At 64.2% G+C, this 17,644-nt stretch carries 20 protein-coding genes and 1 pseudogene; 14 read left to right on the top strand and 7 right to left on the bottom strand.

Features of this window, described 5'->3' with window-relative positions; translation table 11 throughout:
• Positions 1 to 18: 18 nt before the first annotated feature.
• Complete coding sequence (locus IVB19_RS32555; protein WP_018453770.1) at positions 19 to 663, top strand: TetR/AcrR family transcriptional regulator; 645 nt, start codon at positions 19 to 21, stop codon at positions 661 to 663.
• Positions 664 to 784: 121 nt separating this feature from the next.
• Here the strand turns inward: IVB19_RS32555 and IVB19_RS40530 are convergent.
• Positions 785 to 2,752, bottom strand: a pseudogene (locus IVB19_RS40530) (methyl-accepting chemotaxis protein).
• 190 nt (positions 2,753 to 2,942) lie between these two features.
• Positions 2,943 to 3,908 carry a 2-hydroxyacid dehydrogenase gene (locus IVB19_RS32540; RefSeq protein ID WP_018453772.1) on the bottom strand — a complete coding sequence of 322 codons (966 nt, stop codon included), beginning with the start codon at positions 3,906 to 3,908 and terminating at the stop codon, positions 2,943 to 2,945.
• 144 nt (positions 3,909 to 4,052) lie between these two features.
• Between IVB19_RS32540 and IVB19_RS32535 the strand changes: the two genes are divergently transcribed.
• The 4 genes from IVB19_RS32535 to IVB19_RS32520 all read left to right on the top strand — a co-directional run bounded on the left by IVB19_RS32535 (position 4,053) and on the right by IVB19_RS32520 (position 6,818).
• Positions 4,053 to 4,421: a YciI family protein gene (locus IVB19_RS32535; RefSeq protein ID WP_026232592.1), complete on the top strand. Its 369-nt coding sequence runs from the start codon at positions 4,053 to 4,055 to the stop codon at positions 4,419 to 4,421.
• On the top strand, positions 4,418 to 5,734 hold the full coding sequence (locus tag IVB19_RS32530; RefSeq protein ID WP_018453774.1) for an RNA polymerase sigma factor: 1,317 nt from the start codon (positions 4,418 to 4,420) through the stop codon (positions 5,732 to 5,734). The genes IVB19_RS32535 and IVB19_RS32530 overlap by 4 nt, the downstream gene beginning before the upstream one ends.
• A 95-nt stretch (positions 5,735 to 5,829) precedes the next feature.
• A complete protein-coding gene (locus IVB19_RS32525; RefSeq protein WP_018453775.1) occupies positions 5,830 to 6,366 on the top strand; it encodes an SRPBCC family protein in 537 nt (178 codons plus the stop codon).
• A 38-nt stretch (positions 6,367 to 6,404) separates the two neighbouring features.
• Positions 6,405 to 6,818, top strand: coding sequence for a VOC family protein (locus IVB19_RS32520; protein ID WP_204512222.1), 414 nt, complete (start codon positions 6,405 to 6,407; stop codon positions 6,816 to 6,818).
• A gap of 96 nt (positions 6,819 to 6,914) precedes the next feature.
• On the opposite strand, the gene IVB19_RS32515 is transcribed toward IVB19_RS32520, so the two are convergent.
• The 3 genes from IVB19_RS32515 to IVB19_RS32505 form a co-directional block, all read right to left on the bottom strand.
• Complete coding sequence (locus tag IVB19_RS32515; RefSeq protein WP_018453777.1) at positions 6,915 to 7,268, bottom strand: hypothetical protein; 354 nt, start codon at positions 7,266 to 7,268, stop codon at positions 6,915 to 6,917.
• Positions 7,269 to 7,702: 434 nt separating this feature from the next.
• The gene (locus IVB19_RS32510; RefSeq protein WP_018453779.1) at positions 7,703 to 8,140 is read right to left on the bottom strand and encodes a hypothetical protein; all 438 of its coding nucleotides are present in this window, start codon (positions 8,138 to 8,140) and stop codon (positions 7,703 to 7,705) included.
• 81 nt (positions 8,141 to 8,221) lie between these two features.
• Positions 8,222 to 9,010: an SDR family NAD(P)-dependent oxidoreductase gene (locus IVB19_RS32505; RefSeq protein ID WP_018453780.1), complete on the bottom strand. Its 789-nt coding sequence runs from the start codon at positions 9,008 to 9,010 to the stop codon at positions 8,222 to 8,224.
• Positions 9,011 to 9,167: 157 nt separating this feature from the next.
• Between IVB19_RS32505 and IVB19_RS32500 the strand changes: the two genes are divergently transcribed.
• The 5 genes from IVB19_RS32500 (at position 9,168) to IVB19_RS32480 (ending at position 11,935) form a co-directional block, all read left to right on the top strand.
• Complete coding sequence (locus IVB19_RS32500) at positions 9,168 to 9,530, top strand: nuclear transport factor 2 family protein (protein ID WP_018453781.1); 363 nt, start codon at positions 9,168 to 9,170, stop codon at positions 9,528 to 9,530.
• Positions 9,531 to 9,689: 159 nt separating this feature from the next.
• Entirely contained in the window at positions 9,690 to 10,091 is a 402-nt protein-coding gene (locus IVB19_RS32495) for a YciI family protein (RefSeq protein ID WP_247294054.1), read from the top strand.
• Between the two features lie 38 nt (positions 10,092 to 10,129).
• Complete coding sequence (locus tag IVB19_RS32490; protein ID WP_247820758.1) at positions 10,130 to 10,492, top strand: hypothetical protein; 363 nt, start codon at positions 10,130 to 10,132, stop codon at positions 10,490 to 10,492.
• 96 nt (positions 10,493 to 10,588) lie between these two features.
• Positions 10,589 to 11,329 (top strand): TetR/AcrR family transcriptional regulator, encoded by a 741-nt coding sequence (locus tag IVB19_RS32485; RefSeq protein ID WP_085348908.1) that lies wholly within the window; start codon positions 10,589 to 10,591, stop codon positions 11,327 to 11,329.
• A 120-nt stretch (positions 11,330 to 11,449) separates the two neighbouring features.
• Complete coding sequence (locus tag IVB19_RS32480; protein ID WP_018453785.1) at positions 11,450 to 11,935, top strand: DUF2852 domain-containing protein; 486 nt, start codon at positions 11,450 to 11,452, stop codon at positions 11,933 to 11,935.
• Between the two features lie 204 nt (positions 11,936 to 12,139).
• On the opposite strand, the gene IVB19_RS32475 is transcribed toward IVB19_RS32480, so the two are convergent.
• Positions 12,140 to 13,303 (bottom strand): acyl-CoA desaturase, encoded by a 1,164-nt coding sequence (locus tag IVB19_RS32475; RefSeq protein ID WP_018453786.1) that lies wholly within the window; start codon positions 13,301 to 13,303, stop codon positions 12,140 to 12,142.
• A gap of 314 nt (positions 13,304 to 13,617) precedes the next feature.
• Between IVB19_RS32475 and IVB19_RS32470 the strand changes: the two genes are divergently transcribed.
• Positions 13,618 to 14,385, top strand: coding sequence for a serine acetyltransferase domain-containing protein (locus IVB19_RS32470; RefSeq protein ID WP_247820757.1), 768 nt, complete (start codon positions 13,618 to 13,620; stop codon positions 14,383 to 14,385).
• A 35-nt stretch (positions 14,386 to 14,420) separates the two neighbouring features.
• Here IVB19_RS32470 and IVB19_RS32465 read toward each other — a convergent pair whose 3' ends face one another.
• Complete coding sequence (locus tag IVB19_RS32465) at positions 14,421 to 14,939, bottom strand: DUF2231 domain-containing protein (protein WP_018453788.1); 519 nt, start codon at positions 14,937 to 14,939, stop codon at positions 14,421 to 14,423.
• A gap of 496 nt (positions 14,940 to 15,435) precedes the next feature.
• On the opposite strand from IVB19_RS32465, the gene tolQ reads away from it, so the two are divergent.
• The 3 genes from tolQ to tolA are packed head-to-tail and all read left to right on the top strand — an operon-like array spanning position 15,436 to position 17,611.
• The gene (tolQ, locus tag IVB19_RS32460) at positions 15,436 to 16,152 is read left to right on the top strand and encodes a protein TolQ (protein ID WP_007596319.1); all 717 of its coding nucleotides are present in this window, start codon (positions 15,436 to 15,438) and stop codon (positions 16,150 to 16,152) included.
• A gap of 43 nt (positions 16,153 to 16,195) precedes the next feature.
• On the top strand, positions 16,196 to 16,645 hold the full coding sequence (tolR, locus tag IVB19_RS32455) for a protein TolR (protein ID WP_018453789.1): 450 nt from the start codon (positions 16,196 to 16,198) through the stop codon (positions 16,643 to 16,645).
• A 3-nt stretch (positions 16,646 to 16,648) separates the two neighbouring features.
• On the top strand, positions 16,649 to 17,611 hold the full coding sequence (tolA, locus tag IVB19_RS32450) for a cell envelope integrity protein TolA (protein WP_018453790.1): 963 nt from the start codon (positions 16,649 to 16,651) through the stop codon (positions 17,609 to 17,611).
• The last annotated feature ends 33 nt before the right edge of the window (positions 17,612 to 17,644 follow it).

Raw genomic sequence — 17,644 nt, 5'->3', positions numbered from 1 at the left:
CAAGGATTAAATTGCGAAATGGTACAAAAATCGAAGCCGCCAGCTGCTGCCACTGAGCCCAAGCGCCGCGGCCGTCCGCGCGCCTACGAACCCGAGGTCGCGCTCGGCAAGGCGCTCGACCTGTTCCGCACGCAGGGTTTCGCCGCGACCTCGCTCGACGATCTCAGCGAAGCCACCGGCATGAATCGCCCGAGCCTCTATGGCGCCTTCGGCGACAAGCGCGAGCTCTACATCAAGAGCTATCAGCGCTACCGTGAGGACGCGCGCGCATCCATGGTGGAGATCTTTCGACAGGAGATGCCCGTGCGCCAGCGGCTGGAGCGTATCTTCGCCTCCGCGCTGAACATCTATCTGTCCGGCGCAACCGGCCCGCGCGGCTGCTTCACCGTGGTCACGGCGGCCTCCGAAGCGGTCGGCGATCCCGACATCCGCGCCATGGTGCTCGATGGCCTTAACGAACTCGACAAGGCGTTTGCGAGTTGCTTCCGCCGCGCCAAGGAGAAAGGCGAATTGCCCGAAAGCGCCGATCCCGCCGTGCTGGCGCAGCTCGCTTCAGCGACCGTGCACTCAATTGCCATTCGTTCGCGCGCGCGCGTGTCGCGGAAGGATCTCGAGGCGATCGTGAAGGGAGCGATCGACGTGATGGTGGGACGAAAGAGCTAGGCGGTTGCGTGGCGCGAGCTAACGTCGTCCTGGCGAAAGCCAGGACCCCTAGCCACCGAATCTGGTTTGGCGAAGATTCGGAGTTGCCGCCGTCGCGCCGCAGCTCCTCCCTGTAGCCCGCCTACGCCGCGCGAATATGCGCGAGGAAGCGGTCCACCTCGTCGCGCAGCCGCTGCGATTGCTTTGACAGCTCGATCGCGGAGCCCAGCACCTCCTCCGCTGCTGTTCCCGTCGCGGCGATGCCGGCGGTGACGCCTGCGATGTTTTGCGAGACCTCGCCGGTGCGGGCGGCTGCCTGCTGCACGTTCTGGGCGATCTCCTGCGTTGCGGTGCCCTGCTGGCCGACGGCGGCGGCGATCGCGGCGGAGATCTCGTCGACCTCCTGGATCGTTGCGCAGATCGACTGGATGCCGTCCACTGCGCCGGTGGTCTCGCCTTGTACCGCCGTGACCTGGGCGCCGATCTCCTCGGTCGCTTTGGCGGTCTGGGTTGCCAGCGCCTTCACCTCGGAGGCGACCACCGCAAAGCCGCGGCCGGCTTCGCCCGCGCGCGCCGCCTCGATCGTCGCGTTGAGTGCCAGCAGATTGGTCTGCTCGGCGATGCCGCTGATGAAGGAGACGACGTCGCCGATTTTTTGCGCGGCGTCGGCCAGACTTTGCACGCGCTCGTTCGACCGTCGTCCGTCGCTCGCGGCTTTGCCGACCACCGCGGTCGCGTGCGCAAGGCGCCGGCTGATCTCGGTCATGGACGACGACAGCTCTTCCGCGGCGGCAGCGACCGTCTGCACATTTTCCGAGGCGAGCGCCGAGGCCGACGACACCGTGCCGGTCTGCTGCCGCGACCGCTCGACGATATCAGACATCGAGCGCGCCGTGTTCTCCATCTCGACCGCGGCCGAGGAGACCGTGGTGACGACCTCGCGGATGCTGGCTTCGAAATTGTCGGCGAGCGCGGCGAACGCGCGTCGCTTCTCCGCTTCGGATTGCGCCTTAGTGTCGGCCTGTTCGGCCTGGAGCCGGTTGAAGTTGACGGCGTTGTCGCGGAACACCGCGACAGCCTTGACCATCGCGCCGACCTCGTCATTCGCCTTGCTGACGGGGACGGTGACATCGAGGTGTCCGTCGGCCAGCTCGCGCATCACGCTGGTGATGGAAATGATCGGGCGCGAGATGCTGCGGGCGATGAGATAGCCGACGATGGCGGCGAGCACGAGCCCGAGCGCGGCGATGCCGAATGCCAGCAGCCAGGCACGGTCGGCGGAGGCCACATAGTCGGCATTGTCCATCACCAGTTCGACGGCGCCGAGCGGCTTGCCGGAAAAATCCCTGATCGGTCCGAGCAGCGCCGCTACCGGCGTCGTGTCGAGCTTGGCCTGCCGTACCGTGAAGTCGCCGCCGGCGGCGCGGCCGTAATCGGCCGCATCGAAGAAGCTCTTCCCCTTCAGCGTGCCGCCGAACAGCTTGAAGCCGCCGCCGTCCGCGAGATGGAAGGCGATGTCGACATGGCGGTTGGTCTTGAAATCGTCGAGGAAGGACTGGCCGAAGGTCAGGCCAAACTCCACTGAGCCGAGATGCTTGCCGCCTTGCGCGATCGGCACGACGCCGCGGATGCCGAGCCCAGCCAAGCCGCCCTCGAGGCCGACCACGACCTTGCGCTCCTGGTTGGCCATGATCACGGTTTTGCGGAAGCCCGAGAGGTCGTCGCCAAATTTAGCAGGCTAGTGCACGCGCAGGAACGAGGTCGCGGGCGCCACGTGGAACTGGAACTGTTCGACGCCGTACTCCGATTTGGTCGCAGCAAACACCGGCCCGAACAGGCTGATCAGGGCATTGCGATCCTGTTTGGCCATCGCGTCCTGCGTTGCCGGCATCGCGGCGACGACGGCGCTCATGGCGGCGGCGCGCTGGGATTCCTCGGCAATTCGCGACTGGAGCGCGTCGTAATGACTGCGAAGCTCGCGCTGGTCGGCCCGGTCGATGATGCCGGAAATGATCCACATCGCCCCGAGCACGGCGAACAGGGCGGTCGCCGCCGCCGTCACCGCCAGCGCAACCGTGATCCGCATCCTGAGGCCGAGCGTGAAGCGCATGTCCGACTCGTTCGTTGAGCGTTGATTAAGGAGACCTATCAACTTCTCGCTAAGAGAGGGTGAACGGGATGCCGGCCGAGCGGGTGCCTTCGGGGGTGACGGAGTGACCAAAGAAGTCTGGTGTCGTCCTGGCTTTCGCCAGGACGACACGGAGGGTAGGGAGCGGTCGTGCCTTTTTCAGGCGTGCGGCCTAATACCCCCGCGTCCGGTCCACCACGTTCTCCAGCACACCACACGCCTCGAACCGCGCGATCTGCTCGGCGACATAGGCCGAGATCGCGTCGGCGTCGGTGTCGGCGGCGTTGTGCGGGGTCAGCAAAACCTTGGGATGGGTCCAGAACCGGCTGTCCGCCGGCTGCGGCTCCTGTACGAAGACGTCGAGCGAGGCGGCGCCCAGCGTGCCGTCGTCGAGGCAGGCCAGGATGTCGGCTTCATTCTGGAGGCCGCCGCGGCCGGCGTTGATCAGCACGGGCGCACCGAGCGGGCTCTTGCGGTTGAGCTTGGTGAAGACGTCGCGGTTGAGGATGCCGTGTGTATCAGGCGTCAGCGGCAATAGGCTGACGAGAATATCGGTCGTGCGCAGGAACGCGTCGATTTGCCCGGCGCCATGGAAACATTCGACACCCGCGATGATACGCGGGCTGCGGCTCCAGCCGGCGACGCGGAAACCAAGCCGCCGCAGCACATCGGCCGCATCAGTACCGAGCGTGCCCAGGCCCATGATACCCACCGTGACGGCGCTCGCTGGCCATTGATAGGTCGGCTCCCAGCGCTTTTCGCGCTGCGACTGGCGCAGATAAAGCTCCTGGCGGTGGTGCATCAGCACGTGCTGCACGACGTATTCGGTCATGCGGCCGGTCAGATCAGGCACGGCCACGCGCACCAGCGGCACGTTCGGAAGGCTCTTGTCCGCCATCAGCGCGTCGACGCCGGCGCCCAGATTGAAGATCGCACGCAGATTGGGGAAAGAGCCGAGGTCGCCCGGCACCGGCTTCCACACCGCGGCATAATGCACCTCGGCCGGATCGAGCCCGGCATCGGGCAGCAGCACCACGCGGCGGCCGCCGCAGACGGCGTCGAACCGGGCCTTCCAGCGCTCAGGCAGCCAGTTCTGCTGCGTGCTGTTGATCAGGACGGCCAGGGTGCCAACGGTCATTCGAAGTGCCTCTTTAAGTTCCGCTTTTGAAGGCCCTCCTTGGCACGATCTGCCGGATTTTTCTTGCAATTTTTTTCCGCAGCCATGTCGGGGCAAGGCATACTGGATCGTCTTCAAAACAAGCGCTCAGAGAAGGTACTGCCCATGCTTTATGCGATCCTTTGCTATCACGACGAGGACTTCGTCGGCTCATGGAGCAAGGACCAGGACGAGACCGTGATGAAGAAGCTCGCCGTGGTGCAGGAAGGTCTCGCGAAGCAGGGCAGGCTCGGCCCGGTGGCGCGGCTGCTGCCGACCACTGCGGCAGCGACGCTGCGCAAGGAGGACCCGCCACTGGTGCTCGACGGCCCCTACGCTGAGACCAAGGAGCAGTTGCTCGGCTTCTATATCGTGGATTGCAAGAATCTCGATGACGCACTCGATGTCGCCCGCGACCTCGGTGCCGCCAATCCCGGCGGCGCCTACGAGGTGCGCCCCGTCGGCGTGTTCAGTCCCGGAGGGAATCTGAAATGAGCGAAGCCGATACCGCCTGGATCGAGACCGCGCTGACCTCGGCGCGCCCCCAGGCGGTCGGCGCGCTGCTGCGCTATTTCCGCGATCTCGACACCGCCGAGGAGGCCTTCCAGAACGCCTGCCTGCGCGCGCTGAAGACCTGGCCGCAGAACGGACCGCCGCGCGATCCCGCCGCCTGGCTGATCATGGTCGGCCGCAACGTTGCCATCGACGAGGTGCGCCGCACCCGCAAGCAGCAGCCGCTGCCGGAGGACGACCAGGCGATCTCCGATCTCGACGACGCCGAGGGCGCGCTCGCCGAGCGGCTCGACGGCTCGCACTACCGCGACGACATCTTGCGGCTGATGTTCATCTGCTGCCATCCAGGGCTGCCGGCAACGCAGCAGATCGCGCTGGCGCTCCGCATCGTCTGCGGCCTGACGGTGAAGCAGATCGCGCGCGCCTTCCTGGTGTCGGAAGCGGCGATGGAGCAGCGCATCACGCGTGCCAAGGCCAAGGTCGCGGAGGCCGGGACGCCGTTTGAAACGCCGGGCGCGGTCGAGCGCTCGGAGCGGCTCGCCGTTGTCGCGGCGATGATCTATTTGATCTTCAACGAGGGCTATTCGGCGAGCGGCGACACCGCCGAAATCAGAAAGCCGCTGTGCGAGGAAGCGATCCGGCTGGCGCGGCTGCTGCTGCGGCTGTTCCAGAGCGAGCCGGAGATCATGGGACTCACGGCGCTCATCTTGTTGCAGCATGCGCGCAGTGCCTCGCGCTTTGCCGCGGATGGCTCGCTGATCCTGCTGGACGACCAGGATCGTTCGCTGTGGAACGGCACGATGATCGCGGAAGGCCTCGCGCTGATCGACAAGGCGATACGCCATCGCCGCAGCGGGCCCTACCAGATCCAGGCCGCGATTGCTGCGCTGCATGCCCGCGCCTCCACGCCTGAGGAGACCGACTGGGCGCAGATCGACCTGCTCTATGGTGCGCTGGAGGTGGTGCAGCCCTCGCCGGTGGTGACGCTCAACCGCGCGGTCGCGGTTTCCAAGGTGCGCGGACCGCAAGCCGCGCTCGACCTGATCGAGCCGCTGGCGCCAAAGCTTGCCAACTACTTCCATTTCTATGGCGTGCGCGGCGCCTTCCTGATGCAGCTCGGCCGCAACGACGAAGCCCGCATCGCCTTCGACCGCGCCATCGCCCTCGCCAACACGTCCGCAGAAGCCGCTCACATCCGCATGCATCTCGATCGCCTGATCCGGGACAGCCAGCCCAAGGGCGCCAATGGCGGCGCCAGGCAAGACGCTAAGGTCGAAGGCGCAAAGGTGAAGTAGGGAGCGCCTGCCTGGGGCATAACAAATTTTTCCGCTTCGCCTTGTCGGGCCCGGTCCCCTCCCTTCGTCCTAGGAGCGTATCCAGGGAGCCATTCATGCTGAAAGCCATTGCCGTCATCGCCATCCTGCTCGCGGTCGGAATCGTGGGCGTGCTCGGCTTTGCCCTGACGAAGCCCGACACATTCCGCGTCGAGCGCAGCCTCGCCGTGAAAGCGCCGGCCAATGCAGTCTATCCCTTGGTTGCCGATTTCCATCGCTGGACGGCCTGGTCCCCCTACGAGAACCGCGATCCTGCGATGAAGCGGGCGTTTGGCGGCACCGCGCAAGGCAAGGGCGCGACCTATGCCTGGGACGGCAACAACAATGTCGGCGCCGGCCATATGGAGATCCTCGAGGCGAGTGCGTCGTCAAAACTACGCATCAAGCTCGATTTCGAGCGGCCTTTCGAAGGCCACAACACCGCCGAGTTCACCTTTGTGCCGCAAGGCGATGCCACACTGGTCACGTGGGCGATGTCCGGTCCGGCCCCGTTCCTGTCCAAAGTCATGCAGGTGTTCGTCAACATGGACAACATGATCGGCAAGGATTTCGAGGCGGGCTTGGCCAGCCTGAAGAAGCTCACCGAGAAGTAGCGCCGTCACCCCGAACCAAAGCAAAAAGGAGAGAAACGATGCTCAATCCCTATCTGTTCTATCAGGACACCTGCGAAGCGGCGTTCAATTATTACGCCAAGGTTCTCGGCGGCAAGATCGACGCCATGATGCGTTCTTCGGACGCACCGCCGGACATGGCTGCGGCGCCCGGCCGCGAGAAGACGATCATGCATGCGCGGATGTCGCTGCCCGACGGCAGCGTGCTGATGGCCTCCGACGCACCAAGCGAACATTTTCACAAGCCGCAGGGCTTTTCGATCTCGCTCACGGTCGCGGACCCGGCGGAGGGCGAGCGCAAGTTCAACGCGCTCGCCGATGGGGGCAACGTCACCATGCCCTTCAGCAAGACGTTCTGGGCCAAGGGTTTTGGCATGTGCGTCGACAAGTTCGGCATTCCCTGGATGGTGAACTGCCCGGCCGAGGAAATGTGACAGGCGCGATCGCCTGACGCGCTGAACGGCGATCCCCTCTCCTCTACGATGCGGGAGAGGGGCGCCCATGAGGACGTCGCGTCGACCGCGTGCCCCTCAGCGGATCGATCCGGTCACGTCATTGCTCGGTGGCTGGGAGGAGGGAACGCAGCGCGGACAGATCACGAGCTTTGTCCCGAGCTGCCTGTCATTCTCCGCTTCGATTTCGTCATGGATTGCCCACCACGCCGGGGAGTACGGGCGCAAGGTGCCGAGGACTCTCTCCCGCTCCTGATTCGGATCACTCGCCGCGGGAGCTTGGGTCGCCACGCGACGCTTGATGCCGGAGGGACGGTTCGGATCCTGACCGAGGCCGTCCCATGCGATCGGACGGCGATCCTGCGCAGGCGCGACCACGCATCCCATGAGCGTTGCGCAAAAAGTGAGCAAGACGAAGCCGTGTCGGATCATGCCGGACCCTTGGGTGTTGTATGCGACGCGCCAAGTCCGCTTACCGAAGCTTGCGTCGCACCGCTCAAATGGAACCTAAGGGAAACGCGTGGCCGACATGGCCGAATATGAATTCTGCTGTCGCACCACATTGCGAGAGCAGTGAGGCCGCTTCGTGAAATGATGCGGACCGCATCGCACAACAACTGGCGCAATATTAGGCTGTGAACTCCGGGACAGAATCGTTATTTATTCCGTCATAAATTCTAAAAACTGGGGCGGGCGGACTTGGAAGGGGAGCGACCGATGGCGGCGGCGCTGCAGATCAACTTTGCACTTTGGGGTATGCTCATCTGCGCGAGCATGGAATTGACCGAGTTGATCCAGAGTTTTTACTAGAGCTCTCGAAGCAGGTGACCGGCGCAATTTTGCCGGGCACTCGCGTCCGTCGATCATCACCGGCAGCGCGGATAGATCGCGGCGAGGTCGCGTCCCTTCAGCAGAAGCAACCGCGACGAGAGGCCGCCGCGGCGACTGATCCAGTCGCGCACCGGGCCGGGATAGGCCGCAAGCACCGCATCGGATGCTTCCGGCTCGGCGTAGAAGCGTCCGCGCCGATCGACCGAGCGCGCCGCATGGAAGCCGAGCACGGCGCGTTTTGTCACACAAATCCGCTCGCCCGGCACGATGCTCAGTACCAGTGTGCAGGCGGACAGGCAGGGACCGTCGATCACCACGCGCTCGCCGCTCTCGCGCACCTTCTCGAACAAATCGAGGAACGGCCCGACCTGTCCACCGGGCGACTGGATGATGCGGATTTCGGCCGAGGCAGGTGTGGCGGCGAGCAGCGCGGATGCGAGGATCAGGGCCCTGAGAAAGGTGACGCGCCGCATGAAGCCTCCGCGAATTCGAGTCCGTAGGATAGGCCGACGAGAAGAGGTGGTAACGCTTCGCTAGGCCAACCTACGCGGTGCCTACCCGTTCCTCCGCTCGCCGCGCAGCGTCGGCAGGCCGATGCCTGCCGCATCGAAGCCGCCATCGACGGCCAAAATTTGTCCGGTGATGTAGCTCGATCGTTCCGAGCACAGGAAGTAGATGGCTTCGGCGAGTTCCTCTTCCAGGCCGTAGCGGTTGAGCGGAATGGCGTCGTGATAATCGGCGCGGATCTCGCTGGTGTGCACCTGCTTCGCCATCGCGGTGTCGACCGGTCCCGGCGCGACCGCGTTGACGCGGATGTTGAGGGACGCGAGCTCAACCGCGAGCTGCTTGGTAAGGTGCGCGAGGCCGGCCTTGCTGGTGCCGTAGGCCGAGCGCAGCGTCGAGGCGCGCACTGCCGAGATCGAGGTGATGTTGACGATGGCGCCGCCATTGCCGTCGCGCATCAGCGGCACCGCCGCCTTGGTGCAGAGGAACGGGCCGGTGAGGTTGACCTCGAGCACGCGCCGCCAATCGGTCTCCGACGTCTCCATCAGCGGCGCGAACACGGCAACGCCGGCATTATTGACGAGCGCATCGAGCCGGCCAAACCGCTGTTCGACCGTCGTCATCGCGGCGGCAACCGCGGCTGCGTCCGAGACGTCGCAGGTCAACGCCAGCGTGGCCTCGTCCCGGCCGATCTCGGCGACCGCGCAGCCGAGCAACTCGCCCTCGATGTCGATCAACGCCACCCGCCAGCCCTCGCTCAAAAACTTCTTCGCGGTCGCAAGCCCGATGCCACGCGCGGCTCCGGTGACGAGGGCAACGCGGTGCGGGGTAGGGGGCATTGGCTGATCGGTCCTTATGAAAGATTGGGTCGCGCAAACGCGAGCCTCTTTTTACTTCGCTTTCGTCCCGACGAGGAAGGCCTTAACTCGAAGGCACGATGTCGGGACGGTCCTCGATGGATCGTCTTCCAGGGGATCATTGCCAGGGAGATCCGCAATGTCCAACCACGAGCGCCAGATTCGAGACCTTTTCGCCGCTTATCTCGGCAACGACCGGCAACGGGTCGCCGACGCGTTGGCGGACGATTTTCGCTTCACCAGCCCGTTCGACGACGATCTCGACAAGGCGGCTTATTTCGAGCGTTGCTGGAGGGACACCGGCTGGATTGCGCGGCACGACATCGAGCGGATTTTCGTCCAAGGCGACGAGGCCTTCGTCACCTATCTCTGCCTGGCGACAGATGGCAGGAGCTTTCGCAACACCGAGTTCTTCACCTTCGCCGGCGGCAAGATTCGCTGCATCGACGTCTATTTCGGCGCTGCCCGGCAGGACGGGCGTTTCCTGCCGCAGGCGCGCTAGGGCCAGCCAATAATCGCCAGAATAATTTTCGTCACCTGTCGGTTTCGTCAAGGTTCCTTCGTCTTGGAGGTGAGGGTGGGCGGCCCGGGCCGTCGCTCCGCCCATCCGGAGTGGCGCCTCGGCGCGCAACCCGAACGAAAAAGCACGCAAGGAGTGCTCATGCGATTCATGATGCTGATGATCCCGCTCGGCTACGAGACCGCGGCGCCCGACGTTCAACTCGATCCCGAGCGGGTCGCTGCGATGATGCGCTACAACGAGGCGCTGAAGGACGCCGGCGTGCTGATCACGCTCGACGGCCTGCACCCGCCCTCGATGGGCGCGCGCGTCTCGTTTGCGGCCGGCAAGCCCATCGTGACCGATGGTCCGTTCGCCGAGGCCAAGGAGGTCCTGGGCGGCTACTGGATGATCGAGGTTGCCTCGCGTGCCGAGGCGATCGCCTGGGCCAGGCGGTGTCCGGCCGCACCGAACGAAATCATCGAGATCCGTCAGGTGCAGGAGATGAGCGACTTCCCGCCTGACGTGCGGGAGGCCGCCGGTTTCGGCGACCTGAAGAAATAGCCGCAGCTTCGTCTATCCATCACCAAAGGAGAGAACCGATGAGCACCGACACCTATCTCGCCGTTTTCCTCGGCAGCAAGACCAGTTCCAAATGGACCGCATGGAATGCGATGCCCGAGGCCGAGCGCAAGGCGAAAGAGCAGGAGGGCATGGCGGCGTGGAAAGGCTGGGTCGAAAAGCACCAGGGCGCGATCGAGGCCATGTGCGGCCCGCTCGGCAAGACCAAGAAGGTCGACGGCAAGGGCATCGCCGACATCGCCAACGAGATGGGCGCCTTCACCGTGGTGCGCGCAGCGTCCCATGAAGCCGCGGCGAAGATGTTCGAGAACCACCCGCACTTCACGATCTTCCCCGGCGAACGCGTCGAGATCATGCCGGTGCTGCCGATCCCTAGCGGCTAGGATCTCGGGCCGCCTCGCCGGACCGGGAAGAATACGGGCTGATCAACCCGTCGCCGCTAGTGACCTTCACCGCCGGCTCATGTAAAGGTCGTTCACATGAGCTGGCGCAAGGAGACGCGCCGCGCCGAGCGCGGCTATCACCACGGCAATCTGAAGGAAGCCCTGTTGCAGGCCGCCCTCGGATTGATCGCCGAGAAGGGCGCGGCCGGCTTCACCTTTGCCGATGCCGCGCGCATGGCCGGCGTCAGTGCGGCGGCGCCGTACCGGCATTTTCGCGACCGTGAAGAACTGCTGTCCTCGATCGCGCAGCGCGGCTTCGAGCAGTTTGAATCGCGCCTGACCGCGGCTTGGGACGACGGACGGCCCGACACCGTCACGGCGTTCGAGCGTGTCGGCAGGGCCTATCTCGCCTTCGCCCGCGAGGAGCCCGCGTTCTACAACGCGATGTTCGAATCTGGCCTCCCGGTGGATGCCAATCCGGCGCTCCAGGCGGCCAGCGAGCGTGCTTTCAACATCATTCGTGCCGCGGCGGAGCGGCTTGCCGCGCTGGCGCCGCCGGGCACGCCGCGGCCGCCGGCGATGATGATGGCGCTGCACATCTGGTCCATGGCGCATGGCGTGGCCTCGCTGTTCTCCCGCGGTGACGCCGCGCGTCGAAAGCTGCCGATGTCGCCGGACGAGCTGCTCGAAGCTGAGGTGCTGATCTATCTGCGCGGTCTCGGCTTCCCGACCGATCGCCGTCCCCCGGCGAAAAGCGCCGAGCCGCCGCCGGTGCCGCCGGAGGCATCCTCCGGTTCAGGCGTGCCGCCCGGTGGTCCCTGGGGCAAGCCGAAATAAAGTTACCCAAATAATTGCCCCGCCCTGTCAGGCGGTCGGCTTGACAAAACCGCGGGATGATCTACCTATGTAAATGTTATTTACATTCACAACGGCGCTGATGCCGTCATGGAGAGGGAAATGGCCTACACCGCTGATGTCAATCGATGGCGCGGCCCTTCGGACCAACAATACGAGCGCCCCCACATGCTCAATACGCCCTGGCATCCCGGCTGGATCGCCGTGACCATCCTCGGCTTCATCATCTGGTGGCCGATCGGACTTGCCCTTCTCTTTTTCACACTCGGGAGCAGAAGAATGTCGTGCTGGAGCAACCAGGATCGCTGGCAGAACAAGATGGAGCGGATGCAGTACAAGATGGATCGTATGCGCGGCCGCATGGAGCGCCACGGTTTCGGCTTTGGCTTCGGTCCGCCCTCGAGCGGCAACCGCGCCTTTGACGAGTACCGCACCGAGACATTGCAGCGGCTCGAGGAGGAGCAGGTCGAGTTCAAGAACTTCCTCGACCGTCTGCGTCACGCCAAGGACAAGGAAGAGTTCGACCAGTTCATGGCGCAACACAAGACACGCCCGACCCCGCCGCCGACCGACCAGCAGCAAGGTTGATCTCAAGCTTGATCTCGGGACTGACGCCTCTCAAAGCCGTCAGGCGCATGCCCCCAAAGTCCTGATGGCCCCGAGCCGCCCGCCTGCGCAACCCGCAGGCGGGCGGTTTGATTTTGGGAATGCGCGTCAGGCTGCCGCGACCGTCCGGATTGCCTTGGTTTGGAAAAGTCTTGATCTGGAAAGTCCTGGTCCAGAGAGACTTGGTCAGCGCGCCGTGGCGAGCTGCGCGCGAACCGACTCCAGGAAGTGTTCGTAGGCATAGTCCACGATCTCGTTCAGTGATCGCGTTCGCGCAAACATCGCCTTGGCCTCGGCGAGAAACTCGTCGCGGGTCGGAATCTTCGGCAAATGCAGATGCGTCAGTGCATCGACACCTTCGTGCGCGCGACTCAGGATGTCGTGCAGCGTCGGCAGTTGCAACTGGGCCAAATCGGCTCGGCGGAGCGCCGACGAAATCGCATGCGCCAGGGTCTGCGCATCGAACCGTCCGGCAAGCTCGCGGGCCGCCCGGTTGATGACGCGTGCGCCAAGCGGCTGCTCGTTGCGCAGCACCTGCTCGGGTGGCGACTTCATGTTCCAGACGATGCCGAACCAGGACAGCACCTTCAGGATGTAATAGGTGACGTCGATTTCCCACCAGCGAAAACCCTGCCGCACGCTGCTCTGGTAGGCGTGGTGATTGTTGTGCCAGCCCTCACCGAGAGTGAACAAGGCCAGCAGCCAATTGTTGCGTGAATCATCGCCGGTCACGTACCGCTTGCGTCCATGCACGTGGGCGAGGGAATTGATGCAGAAGGTCGCGTGATAGACCAGCACGGTGCTCCACAGGAAGCCGACGACGAGACCGGACCATCCGCCAACCAGGAAGCAGAGCGCAGCCAGCGTGACGGCTGGCAGGAGTTCCAGGCGATGCAGCCACATCAACTCCGGATAGGCGGCGAAATCTCCGACTTTCACGAGGTCGGTGCCATCGTGCTCCCTGTAAAAAATCCAGCCGAGATGACTGTAGAGGAAGCCTCGATGACGCGGCGAATGCACGTCGTCTTCGGTATCGGAATGCAGATGATGATGTCGATGCTTGGCCGCCCACCACAAAACGCTTTTCTGCGCGGTGCTTTGCGCAAGCCAGGCCAGGATGAACTGAAACACTCGACCGGTCGCAAAAGCCCGATGGGAGAAATAGCGGTGGTAGCCTGCTCCGATCGCAAACATACGGACGACATAGAGTGAGGCGCAGATCGCGATGGCCTGCCAGGTAACGCCGGTCCAGATCGCAGCAATGCAGCCGAGATGGACCAGCAGGAACGGCAGGGCGGAGGGATACATGATGTCGTCGTGTTGGTCGTCAGCGGGGGCGTTGGGCGACATGTATTGGCGTGACCTTGGAGGACGGGGATTCGGGATTCGCTTCGGCAGCACTGAGGGCCGCTGTGTGCGACAATCCCGGGGATGGCGGACCACTGCGGGGCTTTGAACGAGATGCTTTGCCTGAGCAACCCGGGCCAGCGCGGCAGCACGAACCTGAGACCATAGCTACGGGCGGAACTCGGCTGCCTCCATATATATGATCCCGACTGCTTGGCATGCAAGCTCGTAGCCTCACGGGGTGCGTGGCGCGCGGGCTGCCGACGGCCTATAGCCGACAGTGAAAAGGAAGCGTCAAAATACCGCAGGCAGCAACGATGGCGGAAGCGGCGATGATGGCGAGCGAAACCCTCTGGCAGAAGATCCGCGACGAGGCGCAGCGCACCGCGGCAGCCGACGCCATATTCGGCAAGGCTCTTGTCGGACTCATCCTCGTCCATGACGATTTTACCGCCGCACTGTCCGACCTGATCGGACGCCGGCTTGGCGACAGCGAGGTCGAACGCGCGCGCTTCACGACATTTTCCCGCGACGCCTTCAATGGTCAGCCGGATCTGATCGAGGCGGCCGGCCGCGACTTGCAGGCCATCGTGCTTGGCGATCCCGCCATCAGCGGAGTGTTGGCGCCGCTGCTGCACTTGAAGGGCTACGTCGCCTTGCAGGCGTGGCGCGTCTCGAACTGGCTCTGGCATCACGACCATGGTGACGCGGCGCTGCTGTTTCAGAACGAGGCGTCGAACGTCCTGCAGGTCAGCATTCATCCGGCGGCGAGCTTGGGATCGTCGGTGTATCTCGACCACGCCACCGGCATCGTGATCGGTGCCGATGTGGTGATCGGCGACGAGGCCACCATCCTTCAGAACGTCAGCATCGGTCGTGGCACGGAACTGCCGGCGCGCTCGCCTCGCATTGGTCGCGGCGTGTTCATCGGCTCCGGCGCGACAATTCTCGGCAACGTCAGAATCGGCGATTTTGCAAAGATCGGCGCCGACACCGTCGTGACGAGCGACGTGCCCCGGGGCTGCACCGCAATCGGCAATCCGGCGCGGCTGACCAATTGCCCAGAGCCCGCTTCCGAGGCCTGACTCGCCGTCACGTCATCAGGCGACGTGCTCCTCGTTCACGCGGCGCGGCGGCGGCTCTCGCCGCCATGACGCGGGCTGACCGGCTCCGAACTGGTCTGGCCCGGCGCGTCCAGCACCGCGACGTGATGCCGGTAGACCAACTCCCAGCCCTTCCAGCCCGTGAAAAGCAGAATGCCGACCACGACCAGGGACAGCGCCACGCCCCACGGCTTGATTGCAGCTTCCGCGCCTTGCGCGTAGCGGAGGTAGAAATTGATCAGGGCCAGCACGACGGCTACGAGATTGCCGATCATGTGATACCAGGCGTCATTGAGGCTGCGGATGCGGGCGTCGCTGAAGAAGTCGGTGAAGCCGGCCACGGCCGCAACGAGCGCCATCACAATACCGGCGCCGATCAGCCAGATCGCGGCTCTGGCCCAAAAGCCGTCACCGGTGCCGATGAAGGCGAGATCGGCGATGGGCGCGCCGACCAGGAAGGCGACGGGGAACGGGATGATCATGGGGTGGAGCGGATGATCGCCGACCGCGGCGGTCGTCTTGGGGTTGATGCTCATGGCAAAACCTCGCGAGAAGTGATTTTCCAGACAATTTTTCGGACGGAGGCTGGTTCCTCTGACCGGGATAGCGGGCTCCGCTCCTGATGCGCACGGGAAAGCGGAACTCTGCTGTCCCGGGCGCAGCGCACCGTCCCGTCGGGAACACGGCCCGCCCGCCGCGCCTCCCATCCCCCTGTGCGACCTCCCTTTCCCGCACTCAAATTCGTCTGCGGTAACCCAGCATTAACCATCGCCGGGCTCTGGTAATTGCGGACAATCGCGCGCCCAAAGCCTGAAGTCTGAGCCTTGGGGTCGGGCCCATAGTTTTGACATCTTGGCAGGGAATGCAGGCGGCCGGCTTTGGACGAGCCCTGCACCCCAGAAAGACAAGGCTTTGAGCGGGCTTGCCGGCCGCGCCGGTTCTAGCGCGGCTATTGGGGAACCGGCGGCCATTTGCTGGCCGGGACATTAGGTCGGGACATCAGGTAACGATCGCCTTGAGAGGATACTGCTTATGAATCCGGCCGACGTGGCTCAGTCAGCCCTTCCGGTTGCCGCTTCCGCGGACGTGTCGCTGATCGCGCTGTTCTGGCAGGCTCACTGGATCGTGAAAGCGGTGATGCTGGGGCTTCTCGCCTGCTCGGTCTGGGTCTGGGCGATCGCCATCGACAAGATCTTCCTGTTTGCCCGCACCCGCCGCTCGATGGACCGTTTCGAGCAGGCTTTCTGGTCCGGCGAGTCGATCGAGGACCTCTATCGCACGCTCTCGGCCAAGCCGACACATTCCATGGCGGCCTGCTTCGTCGCCGCGATGCGCGAGTGGAAGCGTTCGTTCGAGAGCCAGGCCCGCTCGGTCGCAGGCCTTCAGATGCGCATCGACAAGGTCATGAATGTCTCGATCGCCCGCGAGGTCGAGCGGCTGGAACGCCGGCTGCTGGTGCTCGCCACCGTCGGCTCCGCAGGCCCCTTCGTCGGCCTGTTCGGCACCGTCTGGGGCATCATGTCGAGCTTCCAGTCGATCGCGGCGTCGAAAAACACCTCTTTGGCGGTGGTGGCCCCTGGCATCGCGGAGGCGCTGTTTGCGACCGCCGTCGGCCTTATCGCCGCCATTCCTGCCACTATTTTCTACAATAAGTTCACCTCCGAGGTGAACCGGCAGGCCCAGCGGCTCGAAGGCTTCGCCGATGAATTTTCAGCCATCCTGTCGCGCCAGATCGACGAGCGGGGCTGACGGACGGCATGTATAGTGTGAAGGGCAATTTGGGCACCAGACCATGGGCATGAACGTTGCGAGTTCGTCCGGAGGCGGTGGGCGCCGTGGCCGGCGCAAGCCGGTCGTGGCCGAAATCAACGTCACGCCGATGGTGGACGTGATGCTGGTGCTGCTCATCATCTTCATGGTCTCGGCGCCGATGTTGACGGTCGGCGTGCCGCTCGACCTGCCGCAGACCCAGGCCAAGAGCCTCGAAAACAACGACCAGAAGCCGATCCAGATGTCGGTGGACATCAAGGGCAAGGTGTTCATCAACGACGCCGAGATCGCGATCAACGAACTGATCCCCAAGCTGAAGGCGATCACGGACGCGCGCGGCGGGCTCGAGGAACGCATCTATTTGCGTGCCGACAAGAAGGCGGATTACGGGACGGTGGCCAAGGTCATGGGCCAGTTGTCCGGCGCAGGCTTCAAGAAGCTGGCGCTCGTCACGGAAGCGGATCAGGGGTAAACCGTGAAGGTGAAGGTCGACAAGACACTCGTTGCGTCGATTGCCCTCCACGTCCTCGTGCTGGGATGGGGGCTCGTCACCTTTAGCAGCAGGGCTTTTGTGCCGGCGGAAGAGTCGCTGCCGATCGACATCATCTCCACCGATCAACTCGCGCAGATGATGTCGGGGCAGAAGACCGGCGACAAGAAAGAGCCGAAGCCGAAGGTCGAGAAGATCGCGGAAGCCAAGCCCGAGGAAGACGCTGTCGGCAAGGTCACCGAGAAGAAAGAGCTGATCAAGACCAACTCGACGCCGGAGCCGCCGCCAAAACCCGTGGAGAAGCCGGTCGAGAAGAAGCCCGAGCCGCCCAAGCCCGTCGCTGAGGCGAAGCCCAAGGAAGAACCGAAGCCGCCGGAAAAAAAGCCTGACCCGGCCAAGGAAGATCCGATCGCCGAGCTGCAGAAAAAGCTCGAAACCAAGAAGCCGCCGCCCAAGCCGCCGGAGCAAAAGGTCGCGGCGGTGCAGCCGCAACAGCAGCTGCCGAAGCCCAAGGAGCGCAGCTTCGATCCCGCGCAGATCCAGCGCGATCTCGACAAGCGCGCCGCGACCCGGCACGAACTCGCCGGCTCGACGCTGAATGCGTCGGCCTCGCTGGGATCGACGACCGGAACGGCCGCCAACAACATTGCGACCTGGCGGGGCGCGTTCCAGGGGGCGGTGAAGCGCTGCTTCACGCCGACCTATAACGGCCAGGATGCGGATCAATACGAAGCCGACATCGACATTCCCATGAAGATCGACGGATCGCTCGCGTCCGAGCCGATCGTCGTCGCGGTGAGGGGACCGTCGCGATCGATCGCACAGGCGGTGGCGGAGAGTGCCAGACGCGCCATCGTGCAGTGTCAGGTCTATTCGTTCATGCCGAAGCAGCAATACGAGAGCTGGAAGCTCATTCCGATGACTTTCGGCCTGAAAGACATGTTGTGACATCCGAACAAAAGAATTTTGCGATGAATGACG

This window comes from Bradyrhizobium sp. 187, assembly GCF_023101005.1.
GTDB classification, from domain to species: domain Bacteria; phylum Pseudomonadota; class Alphaproteobacteria; order Rhizobiales; family Xanthobacteraceae; genus Bradyrhizobium; species Bradyrhizobium canariense_D.
Note: the sequence above shows the minus strand (reverse complement) of the source record. Positions and strands in the feature narration are given on the sequence as shown.

Excerpts from the sequence above, each read along its gene's own strand:
- tolR (WP_018453789.1), top strand. The coding sequence starts at position 16,196 with ATGGGCATGAACGTTGCGAGTTCGTCCGGAGGCGGTGGGCGCCGTGGC.
- IVB19_RS32540 (WP_018453772.1), bottom strand. The coding sequence starts at position 3,908 with ATGACCGTTGGCACCCTGGCCGTCCTGATCAACAGCACGCAGCAGAAC.
- IVB19_RS32515 (WP_018453777.1), bottom strand. The coding sequence starts at position 7,268 with ATGATCCGACACGGCTTCGTCTTGCTCACTTTTTGCGCAACGCTCATG.
- IVB19_RS32520 (WP_204512222.1), top strand. The coding sequence starts at position 6,405 with ATGCTCAATCCCTATCTGTTCTATCAGGACACCTGCGAAGCGGCGTTC.
- IVB19_RS32490 (WP_247820758.1), top strand. The coding sequence starts at position 10,130 with ATGAGCACCGACACCTATCTCGCCGTTTTCCTCGGCAGCAAGACCAGT.
- tolQ (WP_007596319.1), top strand. The coding sequence starts at position 15,436 with ATGAATCCGGCCGACGTGGCTCAGTCAGCCCTTCCGGTTGCCGCTTCC.
- IVB19_RS32535 (WP_026232592.1), top strand. The coding sequence starts at position 4,053 with ATGCTTTATGCGATCCTTTGCTATCACGACGAGGACTTCGTCGGCTCA.
- IVB19_RS32555 (WP_018453770.1), top strand. The coding sequence starts at position 19 with ATGGTACAAAAATCGAAGCCGCCAGCTGCTGCCACTGAGCCCAAGCGC.
- IVB19_RS32510 (WP_018453779.1), bottom strand. The coding sequence starts at position 8,140 with ATGCGGCGCGTCACCTTTCTCAGGGCCCTGATCCTCGCATCCGCGCTG.
- IVB19_RS32495 (WP_247294054.1), top strand. The coding sequence starts at position 9,690 with ATGCGATTCATGATGCTGATGATCCCGCTCGGCTACGAGACCGCGGCG.
- IVB19_RS32475 (WP_018453786.1), bottom strand. The coding sequence starts at position 13,303 with ATGTCGCCCAACGCCCCCGCTGACGACCAACACGACGACATCATGTAT.
- IVB19_RS32525 (WP_018453775.1), top strand. The coding sequence starts at position 5,830 with ATGCTGAAAGCCATTGCCGTCATCGCCATCCTGCTCGCGGTCGGAATC.
- IVB19_RS32505 (WP_018453780.1), bottom strand. The coding sequence starts at position 9,010 with ATGCCCCCTACCCCGCACCGCGTTGCCCTCGTCACCGGAGCCGCGCGT.
- IVB19_RS32470 (WP_247820757.1), top strand. The coding sequence starts at position 13,618 with ATGGCGGAAGCGGCGATGATGGCGAGCGAAACCCTCTGGCAGAAGATC.
- IVB19_RS32530 (WP_018453774.1), top strand. The coding sequence starts at position 4,418 with ATGAGCGAAGCCGATACCGCCTGGATCGAGACCGCGCTGACCTCGGCG.
- IVB19_RS32485 (WP_085348908.1), top strand. The coding sequence starts at position 10,589 with ATGAGCTGGCGCAAGGAGACGCGCCGCGCCGAGCGCGGCTATCACCAC.
- IVB19_RS32465 (WP_018453788.1), bottom strand. The coding sequence starts at position 14,939 with ATGAGCATCAACCCCAAGACGACCGCCGCGGTCGGCGATCATCCGCTC.
- IVB19_RS32480 (WP_018453785.1), top strand. The coding sequence starts at position 11,450 with ATGGCCTACACCGCTGATGTCAATCGATGGCGCGGCCCTTCGGACCAA.
- IVB19_RS32500 (WP_018453781.1), top strand. The coding sequence starts at position 9,168 with ATGTCCAACCACGAGCGCCAGATTCGAGACCTTTTCGCCGCTTATCTC.